General features: G+C 69.7%; 26 protein-coding genes, 2 pseudogenes and 1 riboswitch. Of the genes and pseudogenes, 14 read left to right on the top strand and 14 right to left on the bottom strand.

The annotated features are described in order from the left end of the window. Positions 1 to 20: 20 nt before the first annotated feature. Positions 21 to 665 carry an SCO2322 family protein gene (locus tag QQY66_RS13885; RefSeq protein WP_301979642.1) on the bottom strand — a complete coding sequence of 215 codons (645 nt, stop codon included), beginning with the start codon at positions 663 to 665 and terminating at the stop codon, positions 21 to 23. Then, positions 662 to 1,873, bottom strand: coding sequence for a prenyltransferase/squalene oxidase repeat-containing protein (locus tag QQY66_RS13880; RefSeq protein WP_301979640.1), 1,212 nt, complete (start codon positions 1,871 to 1,873; stop codon positions 662 to 664). The genes QQY66_RS13885 and QQY66_RS13880 overlap by 4 nt, the downstream gene beginning before the upstream one ends. Before the next feature lie 132 nt (positions 1,874 to 2,005). Next, positions 2,006 to 2,080: riboswitch (cobalamin riboswitch) on the bottom strand. A gap of 222 nt (positions 2,081 to 2,302) precedes the next feature. Between QQY66_RS13880 and QQY66_RS13875 the strand changes: the two genes are divergently transcribed. The 3 genes from QQY66_RS13875 to QQY66_RS13865 all read left to right on the top strand — a co-directional run bounded on the left by QQY66_RS13875 (position 2,303) and on the right by QQY66_RS13865 (position 4,297). Next, positions 2,303 to 2,965, top strand: a complete 663-nt coding sequence (locus tag QQY66_RS13875; RefSeq protein ID WP_301979639.1) for a phosphotransferase — start codon at positions 2,303 to 2,305, stop codon at positions 2,963 to 2,965. A gap of 397 nt (positions 2,966 to 3,362) precedes the next feature. Beyond that, on the top strand, positions 3,363 to 3,974 hold the full coding sequence (locus QQY66_RS13870; RefSeq protein ID WP_301979637.1) for a TetR/AcrR family transcriptional regulator: 612 nt from the start codon (positions 3,363 to 3,365) through the stop codon (positions 3,972 to 3,974). Next, entirely contained in the window at positions 3,971 to 4,297 is a 327-nt protein-coding gene (locus QQY66_RS13865) for a DUF6069 family protein (protein ID WP_301979635.1), read from the top strand. Before QQY66_RS13870 ends, QQY66_RS13865 begins: the two co-directional genes overlap by 4 nt. A gap of 105 nt (positions 4,298 to 4,402) precedes the next feature. On the opposite strand, the gene QQY66_RS13860 is transcribed toward QQY66_RS13865, so the two are convergent. Further along, complete coding sequence (locus QQY66_RS13860; RefSeq protein WP_301987302.1) at positions 4,403 to 5,434, bottom strand: MBL fold metallo-hydrolase; 1,032 nt, start codon at positions 5,432 to 5,434, stop codon at positions 4,403 to 4,405. A gap of 177 nt (positions 5,435 to 5,611) precedes the next feature. On the opposite strand from QQY66_RS13860, the gene QQY66_RS13855 reads away from it, so the two are divergent. Together QQY66_RS13855 and QQY66_RS13850 are read left to right on the top strand one after the other, a co-directional pair. After that, positions 5,612 to 7,069: an aldehyde dehydrogenase gene (locus QQY66_RS13855; protein WP_301979633.1), complete on the top strand. Its 1,458-nt coding sequence runs from the start codon at positions 5,612 to 5,614 to the stop codon at positions 7,067 to 7,069. Between the two features lie 4 nt (positions 7,070 to 7,073). Continuing rightward, complete coding sequence (locus QQY66_RS13850; protein ID WP_301979631.1) at positions 7,074 to 7,307, top strand: ferredoxin; 234 nt, start codon at positions 7,074 to 7,076, stop codon at positions 7,305 to 7,307. Between the two features lie 29 nt (positions 7,308 to 7,336). Here the strand turns inward: QQY66_RS13850 and QQY66_RS13845 are convergent, their stop codons facing one another. Together QQY66_RS13845 and QQY66_RS13840 are read right to left on the bottom strand one after the other, a co-directional pair. Continuing rightward, positions 7,337 to 7,657, bottom strand: a complete 321-nt coding sequence (locus QQY66_RS13845; RefSeq protein ID WP_301979629.1) for a GYD domain-containing protein — start codon at positions 7,655 to 7,657, stop codon at positions 7,337 to 7,339. 290 nt (positions 7,658 to 7,947) lie between these two features. Then, on the bottom strand, positions 7,948 to 8,565 hold the full coding sequence (locus QQY66_RS13840) for a TetR family transcriptional regulator (protein ID WP_301979627.1): 618 nt from the start codon (positions 8,563 to 8,565) through the stop codon (positions 7,948 to 7,950). A gap of 220 nt (positions 8,566 to 8,785) precedes the next feature. Here QQY66_RS13840 and QQY66_RS13835 point away from each other — a divergent pair, with 220 nt between their 5' ends. The 3 genes from QQY66_RS13835 to QQY66_RS13825 are packed head-to-tail and all read left to right on the top strand — an operon-like array spanning position 8,786 to position 11,993. Beyond that, entirely contained in the window at positions 8,786 to 10,183 is a 1,398-nt protein-coding gene (locus QQY66_RS13835; protein WP_301979626.1) for a glycosyltransferase family 4 protein, read from the top strand. Continuing rightward, a complete protein-coding gene (locus QQY66_RS13830; protein WP_301979624.1) occupies positions 10,177 to 10,926 on the top strand; it encodes a class I SAM-dependent methyltransferase in 750 nt (249 codons plus the stop codon). Before QQY66_RS13835 ends, QQY66_RS13830 begins: the two co-directional genes overlap by 7 nt. Next, a complete protein-coding gene (locus tag QQY66_RS13825; RefSeq protein ID WP_301979622.1) occupies positions 10,923 to 11,993 on the top strand; it encodes a prenyltransferase in 1,071 nt (356 codons plus the stop codon). Before QQY66_RS13830 ends, QQY66_RS13825 begins: the two co-directional genes overlap by 4 nt. Before the next feature lie 78 nt (positions 11,994 to 12,071). On the opposite strand, the gene QQY66_RS13820 is transcribed toward QQY66_RS13825, so the two are convergent. Then, positions 12,072 to 12,359: a hypothetical protein gene (locus tag QQY66_RS13820; protein WP_301979620.1), complete on the bottom strand. Its 288-nt coding sequence runs from the start codon at positions 12,357 to 12,359 to the stop codon at positions 12,072 to 12,074. A 183-nt stretch (positions 12,360 to 12,542) separates the two neighbouring features. Here QQY66_RS13820 and QQY66_RS13815 point away from each other — a divergent pair, with 183 nt between their 5' ends. The 3 genes from QQY66_RS13815 to QQY66_RS13805 are packed head-to-tail and all read left to right on the top strand — an operon-like array spanning position 12,543 to position 16,208. Continuing rightward, positions 12,543 to 13,871 (top strand): hypothetical protein, encoded by a 1,329-nt coding sequence (locus QQY66_RS13815; protein WP_301979619.1) that lies wholly within the window; start codon positions 12,543 to 12,545, stop codon positions 13,869 to 13,871. After that, entirely contained in the window at positions 13,868 to 15,442 is a 1,575-nt protein-coding gene (locus QQY66_RS13810) for a VWA domain-containing protein (protein WP_301979618.1), read from the top strand. The genes QQY66_RS13815 and QQY66_RS13810 overlap by 4 nt, the downstream gene beginning before the upstream one ends. Continuing rightward, the gene (locus QQY66_RS13805) at positions 15,429 to 16,208 is read left to right on the top strand and encodes a hypothetical protein (protein WP_301979617.1); all 780 of its coding nucleotides are present in this window, start codon (positions 15,429 to 15,431) and stop codon (positions 16,206 to 16,208) included. The genes QQY66_RS13810 and QQY66_RS13805 overlap by 14 nt, the downstream gene beginning before the upstream one ends. A 27-nt stretch (positions 16,209 to 16,235) precedes the next feature. On the opposite strand, the gene QQY66_RS13800 is transcribed toward QQY66_RS13805, so the two are convergent. The 4 genes and pseudogenes from QQY66_RS13800 to QQY66_RS13785 form a co-directional block, all read right to left on the bottom strand. Beyond that, positions 16,236 to 17,246 carry an LLM class F420-dependent oxidoreductase gene (locus QQY66_RS13800; RefSeq protein ID WP_301979616.1) on the bottom strand — a complete coding sequence of 337 codons (1,011 nt, stop codon included), beginning with the start codon at positions 17,244 to 17,246 and terminating at the stop codon, positions 16,236 to 16,238. Between the two features lie 109 nt (positions 17,247 to 17,355). After that, a pseudogene (locus tag QQY66_RS13795) lies at positions 17,356 to 18,197 on the bottom strand (DUF5336 domain-containing protein). Positions 18,198 to 18,355: 158 nt separating this feature from the next. Beyond that, entirely contained in the window at positions 18,356 to 19,309 is a 954-nt protein-coding gene (locus tag QQY66_RS13790; protein WP_301979614.1) for an N-acetylmuramoyl-L-alanine amidase, read from the bottom strand. Positions 19,310 to 20,855: 1,546 nt separating this feature from the next. Further along, positions 20,856 to 21,548 (bottom strand): DUF4352 domain-containing protein, encoded by a 693-nt coding sequence (locus tag QQY66_RS13785; protein ID WP_301979612.1) that lies wholly within the window; start codon positions 21,546 to 21,548, stop codon positions 20,856 to 20,858. Between the two features lie 647 nt (positions 21,549 to 22,195). Here QQY66_RS13785 and QQY66_RS13780 point away from each other — a divergent pair. The 3 genes and pseudogenes from QQY66_RS13780 to QQY66_RS13770 all read left to right on the top strand — a co-directional run bounded on the left by QQY66_RS13780 (position 22,196) and on the right by QQY66_RS13770 (position 23,793). Then, positions 22,196 to 22,935: pseudogene (locus tag QQY66_RS13780) on the top strand (DUF6879 family protein). A 49-nt stretch (positions 22,936 to 22,984) separates the two neighbouring features. Continuing rightward, positions 22,985 to 23,161 (top strand): hypothetical protein, encoded by a 177-nt coding sequence (locus QQY66_RS13775; protein WP_301987767.1) that lies wholly within the window; start codon positions 22,985 to 22,987, stop codon positions 23,159 to 23,161. 80 nt (positions 23,162 to 23,241) lie between these two features. Continuing rightward, on the top strand, positions 23,242 to 23,793 hold the full coding sequence (locus QQY66_RS13770; RefSeq protein ID WP_301979610.1) for a class I SAM-dependent methyltransferase: 552 nt from the start codon (positions 23,242 to 23,244) through the stop codon (positions 23,791 to 23,793). 43 nt (positions 23,794 to 23,836) lie between these two features. Here QQY66_RS13770 and QQY66_RS13765 read toward each other — a convergent pair whose 3' ends face one another. The 4 genes from QQY66_RS13765 to QQY66_RS13750 form a co-directional block, all read right to left on the bottom strand. After that, positions 23,837 to 24,400 (bottom strand): class I SAM-dependent methyltransferase, encoded by a 564-nt coding sequence (locus QQY66_RS13765; protein ID WP_301979608.1) that lies wholly within the window; start codon positions 24,398 to 24,400, stop codon positions 23,837 to 23,839. A gap of 115 nt (positions 24,401 to 24,515) precedes the next feature. Continuing rightward, positions 24,516 to 24,929, bottom strand: a complete 414-nt coding sequence (locus QQY66_RS13760; RefSeq protein WP_301979607.1) for a type II toxin-antitoxin system VapC family toxin — start codon at positions 24,927 to 24,929, stop codon at positions 24,516 to 24,518. After that, complete coding sequence (locus tag QQY66_RS13755) at positions 24,926 to 25,156, bottom strand: antitoxin (protein ID WP_301979606.1); 231 nt, start codon at positions 25,154 to 25,156, stop codon at positions 24,926 to 24,928. The genes QQY66_RS13760 and QQY66_RS13755 overlap by 4 nt, the downstream gene beginning before the upstream one ends. A gap of 64 nt (positions 25,157 to 25,220) precedes the next feature. Further along, on the bottom strand, positions 25,221 to 25,871 hold the full coding sequence (locus tag QQY66_RS13750) for a class I SAM-dependent methyltransferase (protein ID WP_301979605.1): 651 nt from the start codon (positions 25,869 to 25,871) through the stop codon (positions 25,221 to 25,223). Between the last annotated feature and the right edge of the window lie 50 nt (positions 25,872 to 25,921).

The following is a 25,921-nucleotide window of genomic DNA, read 5'->3' as shown; positions in this document are numbered from 1 at the left end:
GTGCCTGGGTGGGTTGGCTGCTAGTCATGCTTGCGCCGCCTTGCTTGCCACACCGCCGCTGCGCCCAGCAAGGCCACCACCCCCGCACCCGCCAGCAGTCCCACCGACGGGCCGCCGTCCTTCCTGCCCCCTGTCTCTGTCGGCTTCGAGGTGCTGTCGTTCTCCTTCGTCACCGGCTCCCCGCACCCCGTCTTGGGATAGCCCGCGATGGCGCAGAGGAGGGCGTTGGTGTTGTAGCGGAGGGGTTTGGCGACCGTGACCAGGGCCTCGGCGGTGGTTGCGTCGGGGGAGACCACCGCGCAAGCCGTACGGGGCTGTGGTGGGGTTTCTCCCTCGGGCGCGTCCGTCGCCGTACCGAAGTCGATGACCAGGGCGATCCGCTTCTTGCCGTCCTTCGGTGGGGTGTTGGCGCAGATCGAGGTGAAGTCGGCCGTGCTGCGGGGCTTGGTCGCGTCTGCCGAGTCCTCGCTCACGGCGAAGCGGAAGCCCTGGACGTCGCCGTCGGAGGGGACTGCGGTGGACGGGCCCTGCGTGGCGTACGTCCACGTGTTTCCGTCCCGGTCCCAGAACGACCAGTAGCGGTAGCCGACGGCTTGCGCCTGCCCGGTGGCCGGCGCCAGGACGAGCAACGTCAGCAGCAGGGCCGCAGCACGACGGAGCCTCACGGCTGCTGCCTCTTGTTGCGGCCGCTCAGCAGGAAGCCGATGCCGATACCGGCGACGAGACCGACGCCGACGATCCACCAGACGTTTGAGGAGGAGTCGTCGTCGCTCTTCTCGGCGGGTGCGGCGGCCTGTTCGGTGGGCTGCGGGGCCGGGCCCGTCGTGTTGAGCTGCTTGACCAGGTCCGTGCCGCCGAAGTCGCGGGGGTCGGTGCCCGTGGCGTGGGCGGCGAGGATCAGCTGGGCGTAGGCGGCGGGGCCGTTCTGCTCGGCCCAGGTCGCGGAGTTCTGCTCGAGCCAGGTCAGCGGCTTCTGCGCCGTCTTCGGCCCGCCCGTCACGGCGAGGGCGACGACCGCGTCCGCGGTGTTGCCGTAGTCGGGCTGGTCCTCGGCACCGGCGAGCGCGGACTTCAGGTAGCCGTCCTTGCGTACGGTCTCGGCCAGGTAGGACGCGCCGTTGGCGGCGGCCCGGTCCGGGGCGGGTCGGGTGGCGTCGGCGCAGGCGAGGTCCGTGTCGGCGGCGGCCTTCGCCGACTCCATGCTCATGCCCTTCATGGCGACCACGGCCGCCGCCGTCGCATCGGCGTTGGCGGTCAGCTTGCCCTTCTTGTCCGGCTGGTAGGCGAAGGCGCCGCCTTCGGCGCACGGCAGGGCCAGTTCGCGCAGGGCGTCGAAGGGCGACTTGCCGTCGGTCACCGCGGTCTCGGGGTCCTGGCCGATGGCGTTGAGGGCGCCGATGACGACGGAGGTCGAGTTGGCGTCGCTGGGTCCGCCGGGGGCGTAGCCCCAGCCACCGTCCTTGTTCTGTACCGACTTCAGCCACTGCGCGGCCTTCATGGCGACGTCCATGTGATCGCCGTCGCCGGCCAGGGACAGGGCCTGGGCCGCGGCGGCCGTGCTGTTGGTGTCGACCATGACCTTGGCGTCACAGGCCTTGGCGGGCTCGGCGCGGAAGGCCGCGAACGCCCCGTTCCCGCACTGCTGCCCGAGCAGCCAGTCGATGGCCTCGGCCGCGGGCTTCACGTCCGACTTGATCTGCGCGATCAGGGCCAGTGACTGGCGCCAGACACCGTCGTACGTCGGGTCGGTGCTGCCGTACAGCCCGTCCGGTACCGCTGCCGACGGGGAGGGGGACGGGGCGGCGACGGCCGGCGTGGACGCGCCGATCGTGACGAGGGCGGCCAGGACCGCGGCGCTGCGGCGGACGTTCATGATCGGCGAGTGCCTCTCCCTGCAAGGGAGCCGGGCAGCACGGGACACCCCCGGCGGCTCGGCTCCGTATACCTCGACGGTGCCGTGCACCGGCCGGTTGCCGGTACACCTGAGCCGGTCACGATCCGCACGGGGCAGTCCGGCTCACCGGCCTTCGACGACCGGTTCACGGTTGCGGGTCAGCGCCGGATTTGCACCGGCTTCCCCCCGTACGGGTGTGATGACGACCTGCCCACTCTACCGGCCCGTACTCGAACGGCTGAGGGGCGGCTGTGGGCCGGGCCAAGCGCTCCGCGGGAAGTGCGGTTCGCCTGCGGGTCGGTGGGGGCTGGTCGCGCCCACGCGGCGGAGCCGCATATCGACACAGCCCCGCGCCCCTGCAGGGCGCTGTACCGCACGGTCTTCACCAGTCCCGCTTAGGCTCGGCGCATGCAGCCACCGGGGAGACTGCTCGGCTCCGGCCGTGACGCCGACGTGTATGAGATCGACACGGCGTGGGTCCTGCGCCGCAGCCGGCAGGGGTGGGGGAACGCGGCGGCCGAGGGTGCCGTGATGGAGCACGTGCGCGCGTACGGCTACCCGGTCCCGCGGGTGCGGCTGTCCGACTGCTCCCGGACCGACTTGGTGATGGAACGCCTGTCGGGCCCCACGATGCTGGAGGCGTGCGTCGCCGGTTCGCTGGGTCCGCCAGAGGGCGGCGCCATCCTCGCCCGCCTCCTGCGCGACCTGCACACCATCCCCGCCCGCCGCTCCCAGACGGCCCGTATCCTCCACCTCGACCTGCACCCCGAGAACGTCATCCTCACCCCCGACGGCCCCCGAGTGATCGACTGGACCAACACGGAGGAGGGCGACCCGGCCCTGGACTGGGCCATCTCGTCGATGATCCTCGCCCAGGTCGCCGTCGCCGACACCCCACTCGCAGCCCCCGCCACCACCCTGCTCACGAGCCTCCTCGCCGACCCCTCCCACCTCACGGACGACGCGGTGACCGAGGCCCGGCGACGGCGTGCGGCCAACCCGACGATGAGCGGGAGAGAGGTCGAACTCCTGGGCGCGGCGGAAGAAATGATCCGGTCGATCGAGTCCTGAAAGGCGACTCGTGGTTCATGGGAGCGGCGCTGTCCAGCCTGGGCCCGCTGCTGCGCGGCGCGGCGATGGAACTGGCCGTCTACGTAGTGCCCGACCTTGCCGAACGGGCCGGCTTCCAGCCGGTCACCACGCAGCGGCAAGCACATCGACGGGCGAACCCTGGGCATGGTCCCCGAAGAACAGATCACCGACCTGGAACGCTCGGTCGCCTCCGCGACGCGGGTACTCGCCCCCGACGCCGTCGCCGACAGCCTGCCGCTGCTCCAACCCCTGGCACTCAGCCACTCCACCCGCGCCCCCTGCGCCGGCTCGCCAAGGAACGCGCCATACGGGAAAGTGAGCGGAGTGAGGACTCACTCATTGACGGAGTGAGTCCTCACTCCGTACACTCGCGGTCATGACAGCACAGCAGGAGAACCAGACCACCCGCCGTCGCGCCCCCGGCATGTCGCCGGAGGAGCGGCGCGCGATGATCATCCAGACCGCGATCCCGCTGATCGCCGAGTACGGCGCCGCGGTGACCACCGCGAAGATCGCCCGCGCCGCGGGCATCGGAGAGGGCACGATCTTCCGGGTCTTCGCCGACAAGGACGAGCTGCTGCAGGCATGCATTGCCGAGGCGCTCTCCCCCGAGCACGCGGTCCGCGAGCTCGACGCGATCGACGTATCCCAGCCGCTGCCCGACCGGCTCGCGGAGGCGGCCGAGGCGCTGCAGGCCCACATGTCCAGGATGGGCGCGATCCTCGGCTCGCTGGGGCATCGGGGTGGCAAGCACCCCGGCACGGTGCGCGGCGCGGGCCGCAACGAGTCGACGACCCGTATCCGCGCGGCCCTCGCGGAGCTGCTGGAGCCCGACAAGGCCGCCCTGCGCCGACCGCCGGAGCAGATCGCCGCCCTCTTCTTCGGGCTGCTCTTCATCCAGCCGCGTACGGAGGACGAGCCCGACCTGACCCCGCAGGAACTGGTGGAGGTCTTCCTGCACGGGGCGCTCTCGGGGAGCGCCAAGTGAGCGCGCGGACAAGGCGCCTGGGGGTTACGGCCCTGGCCGTTCTGGCCCCCGTCCTGGTGTGGCTGGTCGCGGACCCACTGCTGGGGCGCCGGCTGCGGATCGCCGACGGTGAGCAGACGCTCGACATCGGCGCCGTGCCCGTGGCGGTCGTCGCACTGCTCGCGTCGCTTTCCGGCTGGGGACTGCTGGCCGCCCTGGAGCGGTTCGGGGCGCGGCGCGCCCGCGCCATCTGGACCGGGGTGGCCGGCGCCGTACTGGCCGTGTCCTTCCTGCCGTTCATCGGCAACGGCATGGACGGCGGCACCCGGGTCTCCTCGCACTGATGCACCTGGCGGTGGCGGTGGTACTGATCCCGGGACTGGGCGGCAGCTCCAATTGACGGGCCCGCAGACGGGCGACGGCCCATCGCGGCACTTCCCGTGGAGCGCTCAGTACGCCGCCACGTACGCCACCGGATCCGTCCCCGTCACCGCCTCCGCGCGCCCCAGCTTCACCAGCCGTCGCAGATGGGCCTCTGCCTCGGAGACGGCGATGTTCCTGGAGCCGTACGGGATCTGGTCCCAGGGACGGTTCCACTCCATGCGGACGGCGAGTTGCCAGGGGGTGAGGGGTTCGGCGAGGAGGGTGAGGAGGCCGGTGAGGCGGGCCTCGTGGTGGGTGAGCAACTCCCGTACGCGGGCGGGTGCGTCGGTGAAGGTGTGCTGGTGGGCGGGGAGTACTTCGGCGGGGGCCAGGCGGCCTACGCGTTCGAGGGAGTCGAGGTAGTCGCCGAGGGGATCGGTGACGGTGGCGTCGTCGGGGTCCTCGTACAGACCGATGTGCGGGGTGATCTCGGGGAGCAGGTGGTCGCCGGAGAACAGGCGTCCGTGGCCCGGGAGTTGAGAGGGGTGCTCTTCCTCCAGGTGCAGGCAGACGTGGCCCGGTGTGTGGCCCGGCGTCCAGATCGCGCGCAGGCGGCGGCCGGGGAGGTCGAGGAGTTCGCCGGGGACGATCTCGCGGTCGGGCAGGGCGGGGGAGAGGCCGGGGACGCCGGAGCGGAGGCGGGCGGTGCGCAGGGGCGCGATGTGCTCCTCGGGGGCGCCGACCGCGGTGAGCTTGCCGGTCATGTACGACGCCCAGCGCCCGGGGCCGGTCGAGCGGGCCCGTCGTACGAGTGCCGTGTCCGCCTCGTGCATCGCGATCCACGCGCCGGACGCCTCGCGGACCTTGGCGGACAGGCCGTGGTGGTCGGGGTGGTGATGCGTGATGACCACGCCGTGAATGCCGGCGGGTGAAGTCCCGCATGCCGCGAGCCCGTCGGCGAGCGTGTCCCACGACGTCGGGTCGTCCCAGCCGGTGTCGATCAGGACCGGTCCGCGGTCGGTGTCGACGACGTACACGAGCGTGTGCCCGAGGGGGTTGTCGGGGATGGGGACCTGGATCGACCGCACGCCACCGCCGTGATCGGACACCTGCGCCATGAGCTCCCCCATCGCCGTCTCCCGGCCACTATAACTAGAACGAGTTCCGAAGGTAGCCCGAGTCACCCGTCCCGGTGGTGTGAGATCCGTGGACTCCTCGGAACGGAACTGGTATCAGTTCTCGTATCTGATGAACCGTCAGAACCGTCGGAGTCAGCTCGCGGGAGGCAGTCGGCCATGACCGAGCTCGTGGAACACGGACAACTGTTCATCGGCGGGGAGTTGACCGACCCCCTGGGCAAGGACGTCATCGAGGTGATCTCGCCGCATACGGAAGAGGTCATCGGACGCGTGCCGCACGCGTCGCAGGCGGACGTGGACCGGGCCGTCGCCGCCGCGCGCACCGCTTTCGACGAGGGGCCCTGGCCGCGGATGTCGCTGGACGAGCGGATCGCGGTGGTCACCCGGATCAAGGACGCGATCGCCGTACGGCACGAGGAGATCGCCCGCGTGATCTCCTCCGAGAACGGATCGCCGTACTCCTGGAGCGTCCTCGCCCAGGCGCTCGGCGCGATGATGGTCTGGGACGCGGCGATCACCGTCGCGCGGGACTATGTGTACGAGGAGACGCGCACCGGCGTGCTCGGCCGCATCCTCGTGCGCCGCGAGCCCGTCGGGGTCGTCGCGGCCGTCGTCCCCTGGAACGTCCCGCAGTTCGTCGCCGCCGCCAAGCTCGCGCCCGCGCTGCTCACCGGCTGCACGGTCGTGCTCAAGCCGTCGCCCGAGTCGCCGCTGGACGCGTACATCCTCGGCGAGATCGCGAAGGAGGCCGGGCTGCCGGAAGGCGTGCTGTCGATCCTGCCGGCCGACCGCGAGGTCAGCGAGTACCTGGTCGGGCACCCCGGCGTCGACAAGGTCGCCTTCACCGGCTCGGTCGCCGCGGGGAAACGGGTGATGGAGGTGGCCGCCCGCAACCTCACCCGCGTGACACTGGAGCTGGGCGGCAAGTCGGCGGCGGTCGTGCTGCCGGACGCGGACGTCGAGACGACGGTCGCCGGGATCGTCCCCGCCGCCTGGATGAACAACGGACAGGCCTGCGTCGCCCAGAGCCGCATCCTGCTGCCGCGCTCCCGCTACGACGAGTTCGCCGAGGCCCTCGCCGCCGCCGCGGGCGCGCTGGTGGTCGGCGACCCGCTGGACACGGCCACCCAGGTCGGCCCGCTGGTGGCAAAACGCCAGCAGCAGCGCAGCCTCGACTACATCCGCATCGGCCAGGAGGAGGGCGCCAAGATCCTCACGGGCGGCGGGCGTCCGGCGGGCTTGGAGCGCGGCTGGTACGTCGAGCCGACGCTCTTCGGCGATGTCGACAACTCGATGCGGATCGCCCGGGAGGAGATCTTCGGGCCCGTGATCTGCCTCCTCCCCTACGGTGACGAGGACGAGGCCCTGAAGATCGCGAACGACTCCGACTACGGGCTGTCCGGCAGCGTCTGGACGGCGGACGTCGAGCATGGCATCGAGGTCGCGCGACAGGTCCGTACGGGCACGTACAACGTGAACACCTTCAGCCTCGACATGCTGGGCCCGTTCGGCGGCTACAAGAACAGCGGCCTGGGCCGGGAGTTCGGGCCGGAGGGCTACGGCGAGTACCTCGAACACAAGATGATCCATCTCCCGGCGGGCTGGGAGGCGTAGCGCCATGGGCGACCGCTGGCAGGTCGAGGTCGACCGCTCCATCTGCATCGGCTCCGCCCAGTGCGTCCACCACGCCCCGGACGGCTTCCGCCTCGACCCCGGACGGCAGTCCCACCCCGTCGACCCCGAGACGGACGCCAACGAACAGATCCTGGAGGCGGCGGAGAGCTGCCCGGTGGAGGCCATCATGATCACCCTGCTGGGGAGCGGGGAGCCGGTGTTTCCGCCGGAGGATTAGCCGTGTTCCCCGCTACTCCACCGGATGAGTCAGGCGCCTGGGGCCCTGTACTCCACGTTCCGGCGGATCGCCTCGTCGATCTCTTCGGGGGAGAGGAGGACGACCGTGCTCGTGCGGACGCCGCCCGCCGCCGACGTGACCAGGCCGATGGCCGCCGCCGAGGTGTTGTCCGGGAGTTCCGCCGTGACGTAGACGTCGTCGTCGCCGAAGGCCCAGTACTGCGACTCGAGCCGGCCCCCGAGTCCCTGGACCATGCGCTCGACGACCTGGCGGCGCGCGGCTGCGCCTTCGTTGAGCAGGCCCTTCAGCCCGTCGACGGTCAACCTGACCTTGATGAGGTACTTCGGCATCTGTTGGGCCCCTTCACTCGTGTCTCATTAATCACCTTCATCCCATATTCGTAAAATTTCCATTCAGGGGGTTCCGTAGGGGCTTGGGAGTTCTATCCTGGTAATAGGCCTACGGGACGAGTGAGGGAGTCCAACCGGAGTAGCCGACTCAGGCGGGAGGCAAGCGCCTCCGCCAGGGCCGACGTCGACGGTCGGGCTGAGAGGCCTGATGGCAGTAGTCGGGCCTGAAGGCGACCTCCAGTCACCTGATCCGGACCATGCCGGCGAAGGGAACCCGTCTCGTAGGTCCTTTATGTGTGCTCGGGGTCCGTCAGATCGATCAGCCTGCACACGGTCTCGATGTCGATCTTCACCTGGGCGATCGAGGCACGGCCCGAGAGCCAGGTGATCAGCGCCGAGTGCCAGGTGTGCTCGATGACGCGGACGGCGGAGAGCTGCTCGGGCGTGGGGTTCTCCAGGCCCATAGCGTCCAGGATGATCACGGTCGTCTGACGGGAGACCTGGTCGACCTCGGGCGAGACACTGCGGTCCGCGAAGGTGAGGGCGCGGACCATCGCGTCGGCGAGATGCGGCTCGCGCTGCAGGGCGCGGAACGCCCGCATCAGAGTCTCGGCGACCCGCTCCGCCGCCGTCTCCCCGGCCGGCGGCTTCTTCCGCAGCGTGCCGTGCATGTGCTCCAACTGGTCCTGCATCGTGGCGACCAGCAGATGCACCTTGGACGGGAAGTACCGGTACAGCGTGCCGAGCGCCACCTGCGAGGACTCCGCGACCTCCCGCATCTGCACCGCGTCGAAACCACCCCGGCTCGCCAGCTGCGCGCTCGCGTGCAGGATGCGACGACGGCGTGCCTCCTGCCGCTCGGTGAGGGGCGGGGAGGCAGGGTGCGAGGTACTGGCGTCCGCAGGCATGGGTCCCGTTCCGTGACAGTCCGTGAGGGCGTGCGATCAGACAGCATGGCAGGTACTGGCGCGGTCGCGCCGTCGTGGCGTGAATCACCTGATCCTCCGCTCACAGCAGCCCTACCTGCCGGTAGATTCAGAGCCTCTTGAACGATCAAGTCTGAAACTTGTTCTAGATTAGCGTCCCGGCGTAATCTCGCGGGACAGTGTGTGGAGAAGGGGGCCCAGAGTGACCGCTGAGGCCAGTCAGGCGGGGTCCGAGGAGGATCCGGCAGCCGACGGCGGGCGACCGCTCCGTATCGCGCTCCTCACCTACAAAGGGAACCCGTTCTGCGGCGGCCAGGGCGTCTACGTACGACACCTCTCCCGCGAACTCGCCCGCCTCGGTCACCGCGTCGAGGTCATCGGCGCCCAGCCGTACCCGGTCCTGGACGAGGGTTACGACGGCCTGAGCCTCACGGAACTCCCCAGCCTCGACCTCTACCGCCACCCGGACCCCTTCCGGACCCCCAAGCTCGGCGAGTACCGCGACTGGATCGACGCGCTCGAGGTCGCGACGATGTGGACCGGCGGCTTCCCCGAACCCCTCACCTTCTCCCTCCGCGCCCGGCGTCATCTCCGCGCCCGGCGCGGCGAGTTCGACGTCGTCCACGACAACCAGACCCTGGGCTACGGCCTGTTGGGCGACGTGGGCGCGCCCCTCGTCACCACCATCCACCACCCGATCACCGTGGACCGCCGCTTGGAGCTGGACGCGGCCGAGGGCTGGCAGCAGCGGTGGTCCAAGCGCCGCTGGTACGGCTTCACCCGCATGCAGAAACGCGTCGCGCGCCGCCTGCCGTCCGTGCTCACCGTCTCCGGTACGTCCCGCCAGGAGATCATCGACGATCTCGGCGTCCGCGCCGACCGCATCCACGTCGTCCACATCGGCGCCGACACCGACCTGTTCTCGCCGAATCCCGCGGTACGGCAGGTGCCGGGGCGGATCGTGACGACGTCGAGTGCGGACGTTCCGTTGAAGGGCCTGGTGTTCCTGGTCGAGGCGCTGGCGAAGGTCCGTACGGAACACCCCGATGCGCACCTCGTCGTCGTGGGCAAGCGCCCCGCGGAGGGGCCGGTCGCCCAGGCCGTGGAGCGGTACGGCCTCGAAGGCGCCGTCGAGTTCGTCAAGGGCATCTCCGACGCCGAACTCGTCGACCTGGTCCGCACCGCCCAGGTCGCCTGCGTGCCGTCCCTCTACGAGGGCTTCTCCCTCCCCGCCGCCGAGGCGATGGCCACGGGGACGCCGCTGCTCGCCACGACCGGCGGCGCGATCCCGGAGGTTGCCGGACGCGACGGGGAGACGTGCCTCGCGGTGCCGCCGGGCGACTCGGGCGCGCTGGCCTCCGGCCTGAACCGGCTGCTCGGTGACCCGGAGTTGAGAGCACGGCTGGGTCGCGCCGGCCGTGAGCGAGTGCTGAAGCACTTCACCTGGGCGCGAGCCGCCGAGGGCACGGTGTCCCGCTACCGCGAGGCGATGACTGGCCCCGCGCCCCGGATTCCCGGCCGCTCCGCGGCCTCGAAGGCTGCCACCACAGCCTCGGCAACTGAGACAGGCGTCTATCCCGAAAGCAGGGCCACGTGCTGACCGTCGACTTCTCCCGGTTCCCGCTCGCCCCGGGCGACCGTGTGCTGGACCTCGGCTGCGGTGCCGGCCGGCACGCGTTCGAGTGTTATCGGCGGGGTGCGCAGGTCGTGGCCCTCGACCAGAACACCGAGGAGATCAGTGAGGTCGCGAAGTGGTTCGCGGCGATGAAGGAGGCGGGGGAGGCACCGGAGGGGGCCACCGCGACCGCCATGGAGGGGGACGCCCTCGCGCTGCCCTTCCCGGACGAGTCCTTCGACGTCGTGATCATCTCCGAGGTGCTGGAGCACATCCCGGACGACAAGGGCGTACTCGCGGAGATGGTGCGGGTGTTGAAGCCCGGCGGGCGGATCGCGGTCACCGTCCCCCGCTACGGCCCCGAGAAGGTCTGCTGGGCCCTGTCCGACGCCTACCACGAGGTCGAGGGCGGCCATATCCGCATCTACAAGGCGGACGAACTGGTCGGGAAGATCAAGGAGGCGGGGCTCGAGCCGTACGGCAGTCACCACGCCCACGCCCTCCACAGCCCCTACTGGTGGCTCAAGTGCGCGTTCGGCGTCGACAACGACAAGGCGCTGCCGGTCAAGGCGTACCACAAGCTGCTGGTCTGGGACATCATGAAGAAGCCCCTGGCGACGAGGGTCGCCGAGCAGGCGCTGAACCCGCTGATCGGCAAGAGTTTCGTGGTCTACGCGACCAAGCCCCACCTCCCGCGTCTCACCGAAGCCGAGGTGGCCGCCAAGTGACCACCCCCCGGACAGAACACCTCGTCCTGCCCGGGGTCCTCACCCCCGAGGAGGCCGCCGCGACCGTCGCCGGCATCCTCGCCGTGCAGCGGGAGGACGGCGCGATCCCGTGGTTCCGGGGGCATCACCTCGACCCGTGGGACCACGTCGAGGCGGCGATGGGCCTGGACGCGGCCGGTGAACACGAGGCCGCCGAGCGGGCGTACCTGTGGCTGGCGGCCCATCAGAACGAGGACGGTTCGTGGTACGCGGCGTACCACGACGGCGATGTCGGCGCGGTCACCGACCGGGGCCGCGAGACGAACTTCGTCGCCTATGCGGCCGTAGGCGTCTGGCACCACTACCTGGCGACCGGCGACGACACCTTCCTGGACCGCATGTGGCCCGTCGTCTACGCGGCGATCGAGTTCGTGCTGTGCCTCCAGCAGCCGGGCGGGCAGATCGGCTGGAAGCGCGAGGACGACGGCACGGGCGTGAACGACGCGCTGCTGACCGGGAGTTCGTCGATCCATCAAGCGCTGCGCTGCGCGCTCGCCATCGCCGAGCAGCGTGAAGAGCCGCAGCCGGACTGGGAGTTGGCGGTCGGCGCGCTGCGGCACGCGATCCGCCGGCACCCCGAGCGGTTCCTCGACAAGGACCGCTACTCGATGGACTGGTACTACCCGGTGCTGGGCGGCGTGTTGACGGACGCGGAGGCCAAGTCCCGGATCGAGGCGGACTGGGACCGCTTCGTCGTGCCCGGCCTCGGGGTGCGCTGCGTCGACCCCAACCCGTGGGTGACGGGCGGGGAATCGGCCGAACTCGCCCTGGCACTCTGGGCGATGGGCGAGTCCGACCACGCGCTGGACATCCTGCAGTCGATCCAGCACCTGCGGGACCCGGAGACCGGCCTGTACTGGACGGGCTACGTATTCGAGGACCACACGGTCTGGCCCCGCGAGCTGACCACCTGGACAGCCGGCTCCCTTCTCCTCGCGGTCGCCGCTCTCGGCGGCCACGAGGCCACGTGCGCGGTGTTCGGTGGGGACCGCCTGCCGAGGGGACTGGACCCCGACTGTTGCGGCTGAGCTCCGCTGGAATTGCGGTGCTTCGTCTGCGGGTCCGTCGTGGCTGGTCGCGCAGTTCTCCGCGCCCCTACGGGGCGCTCAGTGCTTGCCGATCCGGCCGGCCAGGGCGTGGCCCACGAAGAGGTACACGACCGCTGCGAGGCCGTAGCCGCAGACGACCCGCGCCCATTGCTCGTCGAAGGTGAACAGGTCATGGGACCAGCCGGCAAGCCAGCGGGCCGCGTCGTGGATGAACTGCACGAAGTCGTTCGCGCCGTTCGCGTCCAGCAGATACATCAGGATCCACAGCCCGAGGATGGCGGCCATGACGTCCGCGACGAGGGCGATGACCCTCCCGGCCTGATTGGAGCCAGAGGTAGGAGACATACCTTGCGGATTGCCCTTGAACCCTGAATCAAACCAAGTGGCCGAAAAGCCGAGGTGAGCGGCGCTCAGGCAACGCACCGCCAACCGCCGTTCACCCCTTGTTCCACCGAAATCGGCCCTACCAAGGGCCGGTGTTAGAGGTGATCACCGATGATCCTGCCCCCGGAGAGGGCAGGAGAGCCGGTGTCCGAAGCAGACAGACCGCACGCCACATCCGAAGCCGACAGACCACGCGCCGCAGCGGAACCACGGCTCGCCACCCGAAGCAGGGAGCGCCGCCGCCGGCGCTTACCACTCCACGTCGCCATCGCACTGCCACTCGCCCTGACCGGGCTGATCGCCCTGCTCGTCACGGGCAACGCACTGCGCCCGTTCGACCGCGTCATCACCATCCACGCCCGCATGGCCTCCAAGTCCGACTACTTCAAAGACCCGGAAGTACAGCGGCTGTTGTTGAAGCACGGCATCCGCGTCGACATCAAACGGCTCGGCTCCCGCGGCATCGCCACACAGTCCCTGGAAGGCATGGACGTGGTCTTCCCGTCCGGCCAGCCCGCGGCCAAGCTGATCCTCAACCGGCAGAAACAATCGGTGGACTCGGCACGCCCCTTCGTCACACCGCTGGTGCTCGGCACCTTCCAGCAGTACGCCGAGACCCTGGTGAAGGCGGGCGTGGCGACCGCGCAGCCGACGACGGACGGCCGCGGCGACACGCTCTACTACGACCTGAACATGGCCAGGTTCATGGATCTGCTCGACGGCCTGCACAAGGGACGCGTGCTCGCCCACCAGGACAGGGACAAACTCAAAGAACGCGCCGACACCTGGAACGGCATCGGCTTCGACAAGACAGGCAACGGGCGCAGCAACGGCAACCGTGTCCTGGTCCGCACCTCCGACGTCTGCGAGTCCAACTCCGCGGGCAGTTACCTCAGCATCCTCGCCTTCGTGGCGAACGGTGACAGCACACCGGGTGCGGACGAGAACGACAAGGACGCCATCAAGGAGGCCGAGGAGGTCGCCCGGAAGATCAAGCCCCTCATCACCCTCCAGGGAATGTGGGACGACGAACAGGCCGACAGCTACTTCTCCGACGTCGGCGACACCGTCCCCATCGCCCTGATCTACGAGCACCAGTACCTGGCCCACCAGATCGACCACGTGCGCAAGCACAACCAGCCCGACCCCCGCCGGGTCCTGCTCTACCCCTCTCCCTCCGCCCTCACCAAGCCGCAGCTCATCTCCCTCAGCGAGAAGGGAGACCGGCTGGTCGAGCTCATCAAGGAGGATCGCGACCTGCGTCGACGCGCCATCGAACTGGGCTTCCGCGTCCGGGTCTCCGGCGAGGACGGCACCGGCAAGCAACTCGACACGTATCTGCGCGAGCACGGGATACAGGCGCCGGTGGACAATCCCGACCAGACCGCGATGTACGAGCCCGACCTGGAGGTCCTGGAGCGGATCATCGATGACGTCGGCGGGTGCTCGCCGCCCGAACGGGACACCCCATGAACCGGTACGCCCGCACCGTCGCCGCCTCCCTCACCCTCACCCTGGCCCTCCTCGCCACCCTCACCTCCTGCGGCACGGGCGAAGAGGACGTCACCCTGCGGGTCCTCGCCAGCCCCGAACTCGCCGACCTGGAACCGCTGTTGGGCGAGCTGAAGGACGACACCGGCGTCGAGCTGGAGATGGACTATCGGGCCACGGCCGATCTCGCGGGCGCCCGGAAACCGTCGTACGACCTGGCCTGGCCCACCTCCAACCGCTCCTTCCTGCTGCGCCTGGAGGACTCCGGCGAGCGGGCCGCCCGGCCCGAGTCCACCCCGATCATGCGCTCGCCGGTGGTGGTCGGCCTCACCCCCGAGGCCGCCCAGGATCTGAAGGCGAAGGTGCCCGGCGGGCGGCTGTCGTGGGCGGACCTCGCGGATGCGGCGGCCGACGGGACCGTACGGTTCGGGATGGCCGACCCGCGGCGCAGCGACACCGGGCGCGCGGCCCTCGTCGGCGTCGCCACGGCGGCGGCGGGGACGGGCAGTGCGCTGCGCGAACAGGACGTCTCCTGCGACCGGTTGCGTGGTTTCCGCTCGGGCCAGACCCTCACCGGCGCCAGCTCGCGTGAGCTGCTCGACGCCTACGTACGGAACCAGAACCAGGCCGACGCGCTGATCGCGCACGAGTCCGAGCTGCTGTCCCTGAACGCCACGGACAAGCTGCGCGAGCCGCTTCAGATCGTGCACCCGGAGGACGGCATGGTGCTGTCCGACTTCCCGCTGCTGCTCCTGAACTCCGATCAGCGGACCGCGTACGGAAAAGTGGTCGACTGGCTGCTGAGCGCCGATGTGCAGCAGAAGCTGATGAAGCGCACCTGGCGCCGCCCGGTCAACCAGGACGTCACGCCCGCCCAACCCCTCCAGGCACCGGTCGGCAACGCGCTCTCCTTCCCCGACCGGCTGTCCATCGTCGAGCGACTCGTCGCCGACTACGGCGATCCCGCGAGCGCCACCACCGACCAGGTGGTGTTCCTGCTCGACTTCTCCACCTCCATGCGCGGCGACCGGATCACCGGCCTGCGCGCCGCCTTCGCCGGCCTCAGCGGCGCCGACCCCACGTCCACCGGGAAGTTCGCCCGCTTCTACCGGGGCGAGCACCTCACAGTCGTACGATTCGGCGGCAGCGTTCTTCAGGAACGCACGGTGACCGTGCGCGGGGACGGCGATCTCCGCACCCTGGCCGAGGTGGTGGCCGCCGACGACTTCGACGACGCCACCGCCGTATGGTCGGCCCTCGACCGCGGCTACCGCATCGCCGCGGCGGCCGTGGAGGAGGCGCCCGAACGGCCCGTGTCCATCGTGCTGATGACGGACGGCGAGAGCAACACGGGCATCAGTTATGCGGAGTTCCTGCGCCGCCACTCCCGGCTCGGGACCGACGCACGCGAAGTACCCACCTTCCCCGTCCACTTCGGCGAGGCCGACGCCGGAGCACTCGAGAAGGCCGCGACCGCGACCGGTGGCCGCATGGTCGACGCCAACCTTTCCTCACTCTCCGACGCTTTCAAGGAGATCCGTGGGTGTCATTGACAGTCAGTGGTGGAGCATGCGGTGGCCATGGATGGTCGTCTGGCTCCTGACGGCGGTGTGCTTCGCCGTCGTCGTCCAGTACGTGCTGGCGCGCTGGATCGCGAGGCGCCGCGTCCGCCGGCGCGGTGGCGGGACGGTCTCCGGCCTGTGCATCTACCTGCACGAGACACGGGTCGAGGGCGTCGCCGACTACCTCGGCATACCGAAGGCGGACATGAACGTCTCCCAGGAGACCAGCGTCTCCACCGGGTTCGGCGTATTCAGCAAGTTCACCGTCGGCGGCGGCAACGCGAAGCGTGACACGAGCACGGCGACCCGTACCGAGTACTGGGAGCCCAACACCCCCATGAAGACCATCCGCCTCATCATGGACCGGCTCCGGGAGCGGGACATGGTGGTGGACGCCGACCTCACCACCGGAAAACTCGTCCCCACCGCGACCCTCGCCAACGAACTGCGGGGCACCGACGACGAGCACAGCGCACCGCTGAGCGCGGTCAGACCGCCGGCCTATGTCTCGGTGTCCGGCATGTTCACGGTCCGCAGAGTGGACGGCGACCAGGTCGTCCTGCGCGCCCGCTACGGAAACCTCATGCCACCCGCGCATGTGAAGATCACCTGCGAGGAGTCCTGGGTCCGCGAGGAGTTCGGGGTGGACAGCTACGCGGAGGACGAGGAGTTCGCGGCGACCTGCCTGGGCAGGGTGCGCACCTGGAACGCCGCGACGCGCGTCCTCACACTGAACCCGGTCTCCATCTTCCAGTGAACACCGGCCGTACGACGGTGAGTTGACCTACGACTTGAGCTCGGCCAGCACCCGCAACGACCGCCGGTCGGGCGCCAGCGCCAGCAAGTCCGTCACCGGCCCCTTGCGCCACAACTCCAGCCGCTCGGCGATCCGTTCGCGCGGTCCGACGAGGGAGATCTCGTCGGCGAAGGCGTCCGGAACGGCGAGTACGGCCTCCTCCCGCCGCCCCTCCAGGAACAGCCGCTGAATCCGCCGCGCCTCCTCCTCGTACCCCATCCGTGCCATCAGATCGGCGTGGAAGTTGCGGGAGGCGTGGCCCATGCCGCCGATGTAGAAACCGAGCATCGTCTTGACGGGGAGGAGCCCTTCGGCGAGGTCGTCACAGACGTGCACCCGGGCCATGGGGGCGACGAGGAAGCCCTCAGGAAGGTCGGTCAGCGACGCCTCGTACACCTCGGGACGGGTCGGCGACCAGTACAGCGGCAGCCAGCCGTCGGCGATCCGGGTCGTCTGCGCGACGTTCTTCGGCCCCTCCGCGCCGAGCAGGACGGGGAGTTCGGCGCGCAGGGGATGAGTGATGGGCTTGAGGGGCTTACCGAGCCCGGAACCGTCCTCGCCCCGATAGGGAAGGGAGTGAAATCGCCCGTCGAGCGCGACGGGGGCTTCGCGGCGCAGGACTTGGCGTACGACATCGACGTACTCCCGGGTCGCGGTCAGCGGCGACTTCGGGAACGGACGGCCGTACCACCCCTCCACCACCTGCGGTCCCGACAGCCCCAGCCCGAGCATCATCCGCCCACCGGAGAGATGGTCGAGGGTCAGCGCATGCATGGCGGTGGTGGTGGGCGACCGCGCCGCCATCTGCGCAACGGCCGTACCCAGCTTGATCCTCGACGTCTGCGCGGCGATCCAGGTCAGCGGCGTGAAGACGTCCGACCCCCAGGACTCCGCCGTCCACACGGAGTCGTACCCGAGCCGCTCGGCTTCCTGGGCGAGCGGCACATGGTCGGAGGAGGGGCCGCGGCCCCAGTAGCCGAGTGCGAGACCGAGCCGCATACGCCGCTCCTCCTGACGGGGTGTCAGTTATTCTTCAAGGGCTGCGACTGTACGACAACGGCCCCTCACCGGGAAGGGTGAGGGGCCGTAGTACGGCTACTTGCCGGTCTCAGCCGCGCTGAATCCCGGAGGTGTCCTGCAGCACACCCCGACGGCCGTCCTGCGTCTGCGCGACCAGCCCCGGACCGCGCTGCTCGACGGCCAGGTACCAGGTCCCCGGCGCCAGTTCGGCGATCGGCTGCTGCGAACCGTCCTCCGCGAACAGAGGGCGCGGCACGGGCACGGCGAACCAGAACGGCGAGAAGTCCCCACCGGGCTGCGGCTGGGGCTGGGCGGCCTGCGGCTGCGGTGCCTGCGGCTGCTGCGCACCGTAGGGCTGGCCCGGCTGCGGCTGACCGCCGTAGGGCTGGCCGGGCTGCGGGCGCCGGCGCCCGGGTAGCCGTAGCCGCCGGGGGGCTGGGCGCCGTAGGGCTGGGGGGCGGCGGGGCGGGGGGCCGGGAGGAGGGCGGCTTGGAGGGCGGGGACCAGGGGGGTGGCGATGGCGGCGGCGGCCATGAGCAGGGCCGCGATGAGGGCCAGGATCAGGCCGATGCCAGGGCTGGGACCGTCGGTCGCACCGCCGACGTTGTCCACGCCGCCGATCGGGTCGAAGATGTTGCCGAGGGCGCTCCACGCGGCGAAGACCGTGAAGGCGGCGCCGAACTGACCGAGATCGAGCCCCGCGACCTTGCGCGGCTGCGGCAGCGCACGGGTGACGACGACGAGCGCTGCACCGATCAGCCCCGCCAGCACCACACCGAGCACGACCGGCCCGCTTCCCCAGAGGCTCGGGAGATCGCTGCTGTCGGATGCACCGTCGATCGAGTAGAGATCGAGGAACGACGCGATCAACAGCAACACCGCTGCTCCGATCACCACGCCGTCGCCTCGAGTGAGGGAGCGGATATTCACTTCAGGTCCTTCGTAGGTCGTCTCGTCGTAGGTAGAGGCGTCGCTGTCACCATGTCGCCGTAAGGCCCCGGTGTGAAGCGCGGGGGTGGCCCCTCATCGTAAGGACGACACTATCGTCCGCCCGACCAGGGTGTCCGCAGGGATCAGCCCGCCGAGCACTACCCCCGCAGGAAACTCACAATCCCCTCAGAGATCCCCTGCGCCGCTTTCTGCCGCCACGCGCCACTGGTGAGCAGCGCCTCGTCCTTGCTATCGCGCATGTTGCCGCACTCGATGAACACCTTGGGAACCGTTGACAGATTGAGACCGCCAAGGTCCTTACGTGTGACGAGTCCGGTGCCGTCGCCGACGTAGTTGGAGGGCGCACTGCCCGTGAAGCGTACGAAGTTGCCCGCGATGCGCTCACCGAGGTCGCGTGAGGGGGCGACGATGGGGCGGGTGTCGGCGGCGCCGGCGTCGACTGAGCCCGGAAGGATCACGTGGAAGCCGCGGTCGCCGGTTCCGGAGCCGTCCGCGTGGACGGAGACGACGGCGTCGGCCCGGGCGTCGTTGCCGATGCGGGCGCGTTCGTCGATGCAGGGGCCGTAGGGCCGGTCGGCGTCCTGGGTCAACTTCACCGTGGCGCCCTGGGCTTCCAGGATCGTCCGCATGCGGTGGGCGACGTCGAGCGTGAACTTGGCTTCTGTGTAACCGGCGTTGGTGGAAGTGCCCGTAGTGTCGCACTCCTTCAAGCCCGTCCCGATATCCACCTTGCGGTTGATCTCGGACGTGTGCTGGAAGTTGCCGGGGTTGTGGCCGGGGTCGATGACGACGACCTTGCCCGCGAGGGGCCCGGACCCGGAGGAGTTGGCGGGCGTGGGCGTCGGGCTCGGCTCCTTGCCGTCCTCGGTCGGGGAGGCGGCCTCCTCGGTCGGGAAAGCCACGGCCGGCGAGCTGGTCGAGGACGCCTGCGGGCGGTCGTCCTCGCCGCCACCCCCCGTACCACCCACCGCCTCATACGCCAGCCACCCCAGCAGCGCACCCGGCACGAGCGCGGCAACGGCGACAGTCAGGGGCCCGCGCCGGGAGCGGCGGGGACGGGGCGGTTCGAAGTCAGGGCCTACGTACGACACGTCTGCCACCCTAGCGGCCGTCCGCAGAGACCATAGGCTCCATGACGACCGCCGGAGTGACGCTCAGGAAGCCGTGAGTCAGGCTCCGTCAGGTCTGTGAGATGAGCGTGAGACGGCCGTCGCTCCCGTCAGGATTCGGCGGCCGACTCGGACTCGCGGGCGCAGTGCGCCTTCCCGCTCGGCGAGTGTGGCTTGCCTTTGCTGCTCGTGGACGCCTGGCTGCCGCACGCGCGGCAGCGACAGATCCGCTGGCTGTGGGAGTCCGTCTCAGGCACCAGGGACGGGCCGTCAACGTCCCCATCTGGGAGGGTACGCAGAACCCGACGGACGAGAACCTGCCCAAGCGGTCGCGAGGGCAACCACATCCGTGGCAGCCTCGTCCTGGGCACCGAATCGCAGGCGAAGATGGCACTCGGCGAGGTGGCCGGTCCGGGCAGGCGCCGCCCCGCACAAGCTGCGCCGCGACCTCGACCACGGAACTCTGGTCGTCCCGGGTGGCGTCAAGATGGCCTGGCCAGGCCTCCGTGACCGTGCGCACGCAGTACATCTCCGGGGACGACGCGGTCGTCCTCACCGGCCGGGCCAAGGCACGCAGGTCGGGTGTCAGAACCGGGCAGGCGCTGGACGTCGAAGCCCGGTCGATTACCTCGCAGGCATCTGCGCCGTCCTCAGAGAGGACGCCTGGGTGCGCACGCAGGAGGTGTTGCACCGGCTCCGATCGCGCAACGACGTCGTGTATGCGGACTGGACGTTCGCCGATCTGAAGGCCGAGCTGGAGCCTATGGGGCCAAGCCGTAGAAGAACGACGGGGTCATGATGGTCTCCCGTGAGAGCGTCGAGGACGCCATCTTGCAGCGCCTCGCCGTGATGGAAGACGACTCCGAGGAGGAGAGAGGCGCCGAGATCCGAGGGAGTTCTCCCTGACCGCCTCCCTGTGCTGGCCTGCGGATACGTGGCACAGGGAGGCCAGGGAGGCGCACCCCTTGGGGAGGCCGGAAACGGGGCGTGCTTTACGCGGACAGACGGGCGATCGCCTCGTCGACCGTCAGGGGCAGCCCCCGCCGCGCCTCCCTCCCTGCGCCCTGGCCGTCCCTGCCTCCGGATTTCCGGATGGTGCTCGTATCCTCACGGCGCCGACCGACAGACAAGGCGAAGGTCGCACGGAATCCGGCAGGAGCTACTCCGAACTCCTCCGCCATGGCCGCTCCCCGCTCGACGGCGGCCGGTCGCGTGCCCGCTGCCGGCGCGCGGCGTTCGTCACCATGACGCCGATCAGTACCGCGCCGCACAGCCACCCGAGGACCGGTCAGCCCCGCACGACGCTCACGAACAGCAGCACGAGCGCCGCGACGAACACCCAGCGTCAACCGCGCCGCAGCTTCCGTTGCTCATCAGCCCTCTGACTTGAGTGCGCAAACAGTACTGCGCGGTCGACATCGGGAGTACCGAAACGTCAGCCGGATCAGTGCAGTGCGTCGATGGCCTTCACGATGAGGGCCCGCGCGAGCCAGGCCCGTCAGTGTGCAACGCGGGGCCAGATCCTCCGTCAGGGCACGTCGGCGCGTAGCGAGTCGCCGAGCAGCCCATCGGTGTACGTCACGTACTTCGCAGTGAACTTGCCCTTGCCCGTGATGGTGCCGGACACGTTCTCGCCAGGGGCCAGGTCCACGGTGTCGATCTGGTTCTCGTCGGCTGCCAGCTCGGCGGTGTGCTTCGTGCCGTCGGTGTCGGTGATGGTGAAGTACAGCGGATTGACGTCAACTTGCTCGTCGCCGTTGTTGGCGATGGTGACGAGGACGCTCGTGTAGTTGCTGCCGTCAGCGAGGATGCTCTTCGTGAACGCCGTCTTCTTCGCGGTGACCTTCACGGGCGACTCCGGGGGCGCCTCCTCGGTGGGCTCCTCCTGTTCCGCTTCGGCCGTCTTGTCGTCGCCGGTGCCGGAGTCCTCTGTGGTGGCCTCAGAGCTGGCCGTACTGCCCTTGCTGCTGCTGTCGTCGGAGCCGCCGCCGAGGGCGGCGCTGAAGATCCCGATGATGACGAACAGCGCGACAACGCCGGCGCATCCGATGCCGACGATCTTGCCGGTGCTGTTCTTCTTCGGGGGCGGCGGTGATGGCGCGCCCCAGCCGGGCTGCTGCTGGTGTGGTGCGCCCCACTGCGTCGGCTGCTGTTGTGGTGTTCCCCATCCCGGCTGTTGCGGAGGCCCGTATCCGGGTTCCTGCGGGTACTGCTGGCTCATGTGCCCCCCCTTGGTGCGGTGTTTCGTGAGATGGGGGACGTTATCGGATGTAGGTGTTGTGTGAAGAGGTGAGCTGGATTCTGTTACCAGTATGAGTGCAAGGAGTGAAGGTCCGTCCCGGTGGTGGCTCCACGGGGTGGGCTCTGCGTGCGGTGGCGGGGTCAACTCTCGTCGCCCGCCGAGTGGTCAGTCCCGAAGGTGTAGCCCGGCGCCCCTATGCGGTCGGGGGTTGCTCGTGAAGCGAGCCGCATCACCCCACCTGGGATCACAACTCGGGCACATGCCCTCCATGCCGTGCACATCAGCCCGCATGATGCCCTCTCCAACACACGTGTCCAGGGGGACCATGACGGGCTACAGCGAGGTCCAGAAGGCCGCACGTGTCGAGAAGCTCCGGATCTGGTTCGGGTGGAACTCGTCGTCTTCCTCGCGCTGACTATGGCGCTGTTCCGGATGACGAGCGCACTCAACCGGCGGGCTGAGGTGGCGCGGCGTGAGGTGCTCGGCGACGACTGGCAGTGACACCGCAGCCACTTGCGCGCAATCGTCTGGCAGCCAAGCGAGCGCGCAATTTGCCGCAATCCTCCGGCGCAGCCATCCCTGCACGCGCATTCTGGAACCTCCAACCATCACGCTGCGGAGGCGACATGGCGCTCAGGTTCCTTGGCACGACCAGCGACGACGGCGACTGCCCCACCCTGTACGAGGTCAATGGCACAGACGAGATCCTCGTACAAGGCGAACGGGAGACCGACCCGAGCCACTCGTGCAGCTGCGCGACGTCAAGCCGTCCGAGACCTTCGTACGGGTTCCTCGCGACCTGCTCACTCGCTACGCACCCCGTACCGAGGCGCCCCAGCTCCACCCGTTCGCGTCAATCACGCACCTGTTCCAGGAGTTCCGGCACACCGCTTGGCGGCTGGAGACCCGCCGCGGCTATGCCTCCGACCGCAGCTCACCGCTGTGGTCACGATTCCTCTCCGGGGAGGACGTGACCAACGAGTCGGCCAACGCCTGGCGCGCGAACGTCGCCGAGCAGACTGCCGCGGGCAAGCGGTTCGAGCGCGTACGGCTCATCGACGAACCACCCACGCAGGGACAGCAGTTCCTCCTCGCCCGCGCTCCCAGCAACGTCGCTGCCGGGGAGGACATCCGTGACCTCACCCGCGCCGACGCCGTGCAGCACAGGCTGCCGGACTTCGATTTCTGGCTGTTCGACTCACGCATCCTGGCCTGGTTCGCGTTCGACGAGGACGACACCACCCTCGGCGTGTACGTCACCGAGAACCCGGCCGAGGTCCTCGCCGCCTGCCAGGCCCGGGATGCGGCCTGGCATCACGCCGTGCCTGCTGTGGAATTCGCTGAGCGGGTACGTTCCACCGTGTGACCACCGACTTCCAGACCGCCCGCGAGGCTCTCGGCGCGCGCCTGCGTGAATGCACGGCGGCCGATTCAAGCACCACGCTCCGTTCATCGAGCGCCGCCGCGACGGCCTGTGTCTGCGCACAGGCGACTTCCTGAAGAGTCAGGGCTGGGCGATCGACGAGGAGCTGTGGGCCATCGACGGCGCGGACTGTTCCCCGTGCGACGACAAGGTCCCCGACAGCCACTGACCCCGCTACAGTCGGCCCCCGCCCTCACATCTCCCCGAGGGCGGGGGCTCCCGCATCCCGACAAGCCGAAGGAACGCGCCGTGCCCATACCGCACGACATCGCCGCCGAGACCGAACTGTGGGACACCTTCGGCTGTGGCACTGGCCGCGCCCTCGCGTACCTGGCCGAGCAGGGCGTCACCGAGCATGGCGTGGACCTGTCCCCGGTCATGGTGAAGAAGACCAGCGAGAAGTGGGCAGCAACGGGGGCCGTCTTCCACCAGGTTGAGGTCCTCGAATACCTGGCTGCCAGCAGCGAGACCTACGACGCCATTTACAGCATCTTCGGCGCGGTCTGGTTCACCGACCCGAGTCGGCTCTTCCCTCTCGTGCACTCCCGGCTGGAGCCCGACGGGACGTTCGTCTTCTCCCACCCGACGGCGATCCCCGGCGCCTACGGGCCGCAGGGCATGTACAAGGGCGGCTTTGCAGGGAAGGCTATGTACGCCTATCGGTACAGCTACCGGCCCGCGGTGTGGGAGCGGCTGTTGACCCGGGCCGGGTTCGCCACGGCCAAGGCGGAGGTGATCGAGGCCCCGAAGCCGGGCCACATCGGCACTCTGATCGTCCAGGCCCGCGGCACGCGCCGGTAGCGACCGGCCGCCGCAGGAACGTCTGCCGACTCTAACCGGGCCCTCAGATCCCTGCTCCTGTCCGCCGCAGCGCGCGCAGCGATTCGGTCGCCGAGACCTCGGTGAAGGCGCCGGACGCGAGAGCGCGGAGGTAGACGCGGTACGGGGCCTGGCCGGTGAACTCGTCCGCCGGGTTCGGGAAGACGTCGTGGATGAGGAGCAGGCCGCCGTCGGCCACGTGGGGGGCCCAGCCCTCGTAGTCGGCGCCCGCGTGCTCGTCGGTGTGGCCGCCGTCGATGAAGACGAGGCCGAGGGGGGAGTTCCAGATCTGCGCGATCTGCGGGGAGCGGCCGACCAGGGCGACGACGTGCTCCTCCAGTCCGGCGCGGTGAAGGGTGCGGCGGAAGGTGGGCAGCGTGTCCATCAGGCCGAGTTCGGGGTCGACTGTCTCCGGGTCGTGGTAGTCCCAGCCGGGCTGCTGCTCCTCGCTGCCGCGGTGGTGGTCGACCGTGAGCGCCGTCACTCCGGCCTCGCGGGCCGCGTCGGCGAGCAGGATCGTGGAGCGGCCGCAGTACGTGCCGACTTCCATGGCAGCCGCGTAGAGCGCGAGGCCCTCGCCCGTGGGCATGAACCCCTTCGCGGCCTCGAACGCGGCCAGGATCTCGGGCTTGGGTAATCTTGCGCTGGTCGCACACCCTGCGGACCCTGAACAGATCTGGTTCCGGGACCTTTGGTCTGTCCGGTCAGGCGTTGAAGTCGACGATGTCGCACTTGGCGATCCGCCCGATGCCTCGCCTGATACGGGAATCGGTGGTCACCAGGGTGAGATCGAGAACCTCGGCCAGCGCTACATATGTCGCGTCATACACCGACAGGTTCGCGGCCAGCGTGCGTACGCGGGCCGTGAGGGGAAGTGCCGGATGGCGGGTGAGGGGCAGGTCGGCGAACTCCTTCAGGTAGCGGTCGACCTCGCCCTTGCTGAGCTTCGGCTTGCCGCCCCTGGTGCCCATGCCGATGACCGACGAGGCCACCTCCGTGTCGATCAGGTACGGGGCGTGGATCTCGTCCTCGGTCGCGATCCGCTCGCGCACTCGCCGGGCGAGCATGCCGCTGGAGGTGAGGAACTCCGTGACCGCCGAGGCATCGACGACGATCACCGGCCGCTCCGTCCCTCGTCCAAGGCGGCGAGGATGTCGTCATGGGTGACCTGGTCGCTCGCGTAGCGCTCGGCGCGGGCGGCCATCTCGGCGAGGCTGGGCTTCGACGCCTCCCGCACGATGAGGCCGAGGAGGTAGCCCTGTATGGACTGGCCGGCCTCGGCGGCGCGGATCTTGATGGTGCGGGCGATGTCGTCGGGGACGTCTCGCACGGTGAACGCAGTCATGACTGCATTCTATAGTCAGCGTCGTCATTTTGCAGTCAACCCCATTGTTCGGCAGCAGGGGACGTCAGATTCCCGCTCCTGTCCGCCGCAGCGCGCGCAGCGATTCGGTCGCCGAGACCTCGGTGAAGGCGCCGGACGCGAGAGCGCGGAGGTAGACGCGGTACGGGGCCTGGCCGGTGAACTCGTCCGCCGGGTTCGGGAAGACGTCGTGGATGAGGAGCAGGCCGCCGTCGGCCACATGGGGGGCCCAGCCCTCGTAGTCGGCGCCCGCGTGCTCGTCGGTGTGGCCGCCGTCGATGAAGACGAGGCCGAGGGGGGAGTTCCAGATCTGCGCGATCTGCGGGGAGCGGCCGACCAGGGCGACGACGTGCTCCTCCAGCCCGGCCCTGTGCAGGGTCCTGCGGAACGTCGGGAGCGTGTCCATCAGGCCGAGTTCGGGGTCGACTGTCTCCGGGTCGTGGTAGTCCCAGCCGGGCTGCTGCTCCTCGCTGCCGCGGTGGTGGTCGACCGTGAGCGCCGTCACTCCCGCCTCGCGGGCCGCGTCGGCGAGGAGGATGGTGGAGCGCCCGCAGTATGTGCCGACCTCGAGGATCGGTAGTCCGAGCCGCCCGGCCTCCAGCGCCGCCGCGTACAGGGCCAGGCCCTCACCCGTGGGCATGAAGCCCTTCGCCGCCTCGAACGCGGCCAGGATCTCGGGCTTGGGGGCCGGGGTCATGGGCGGGGGCCTTCCGGTCGTACGTGCGTCTGGGCGGCCCACGCCGCCGT

Source organism: Streptomyces sp. DG2A-72, assembly GCF_030499575.1.
Lineage (GTDB): Bacteria > Actinomycetota > Actinomycetes > Streptomycetales > Streptomycetaceae > Streptomyces.
The sequence above is the reverse complement of the archived record's forward strand: the minus strand, read 5'-3'. Positions and strand labels throughout refer to the sequence as shown.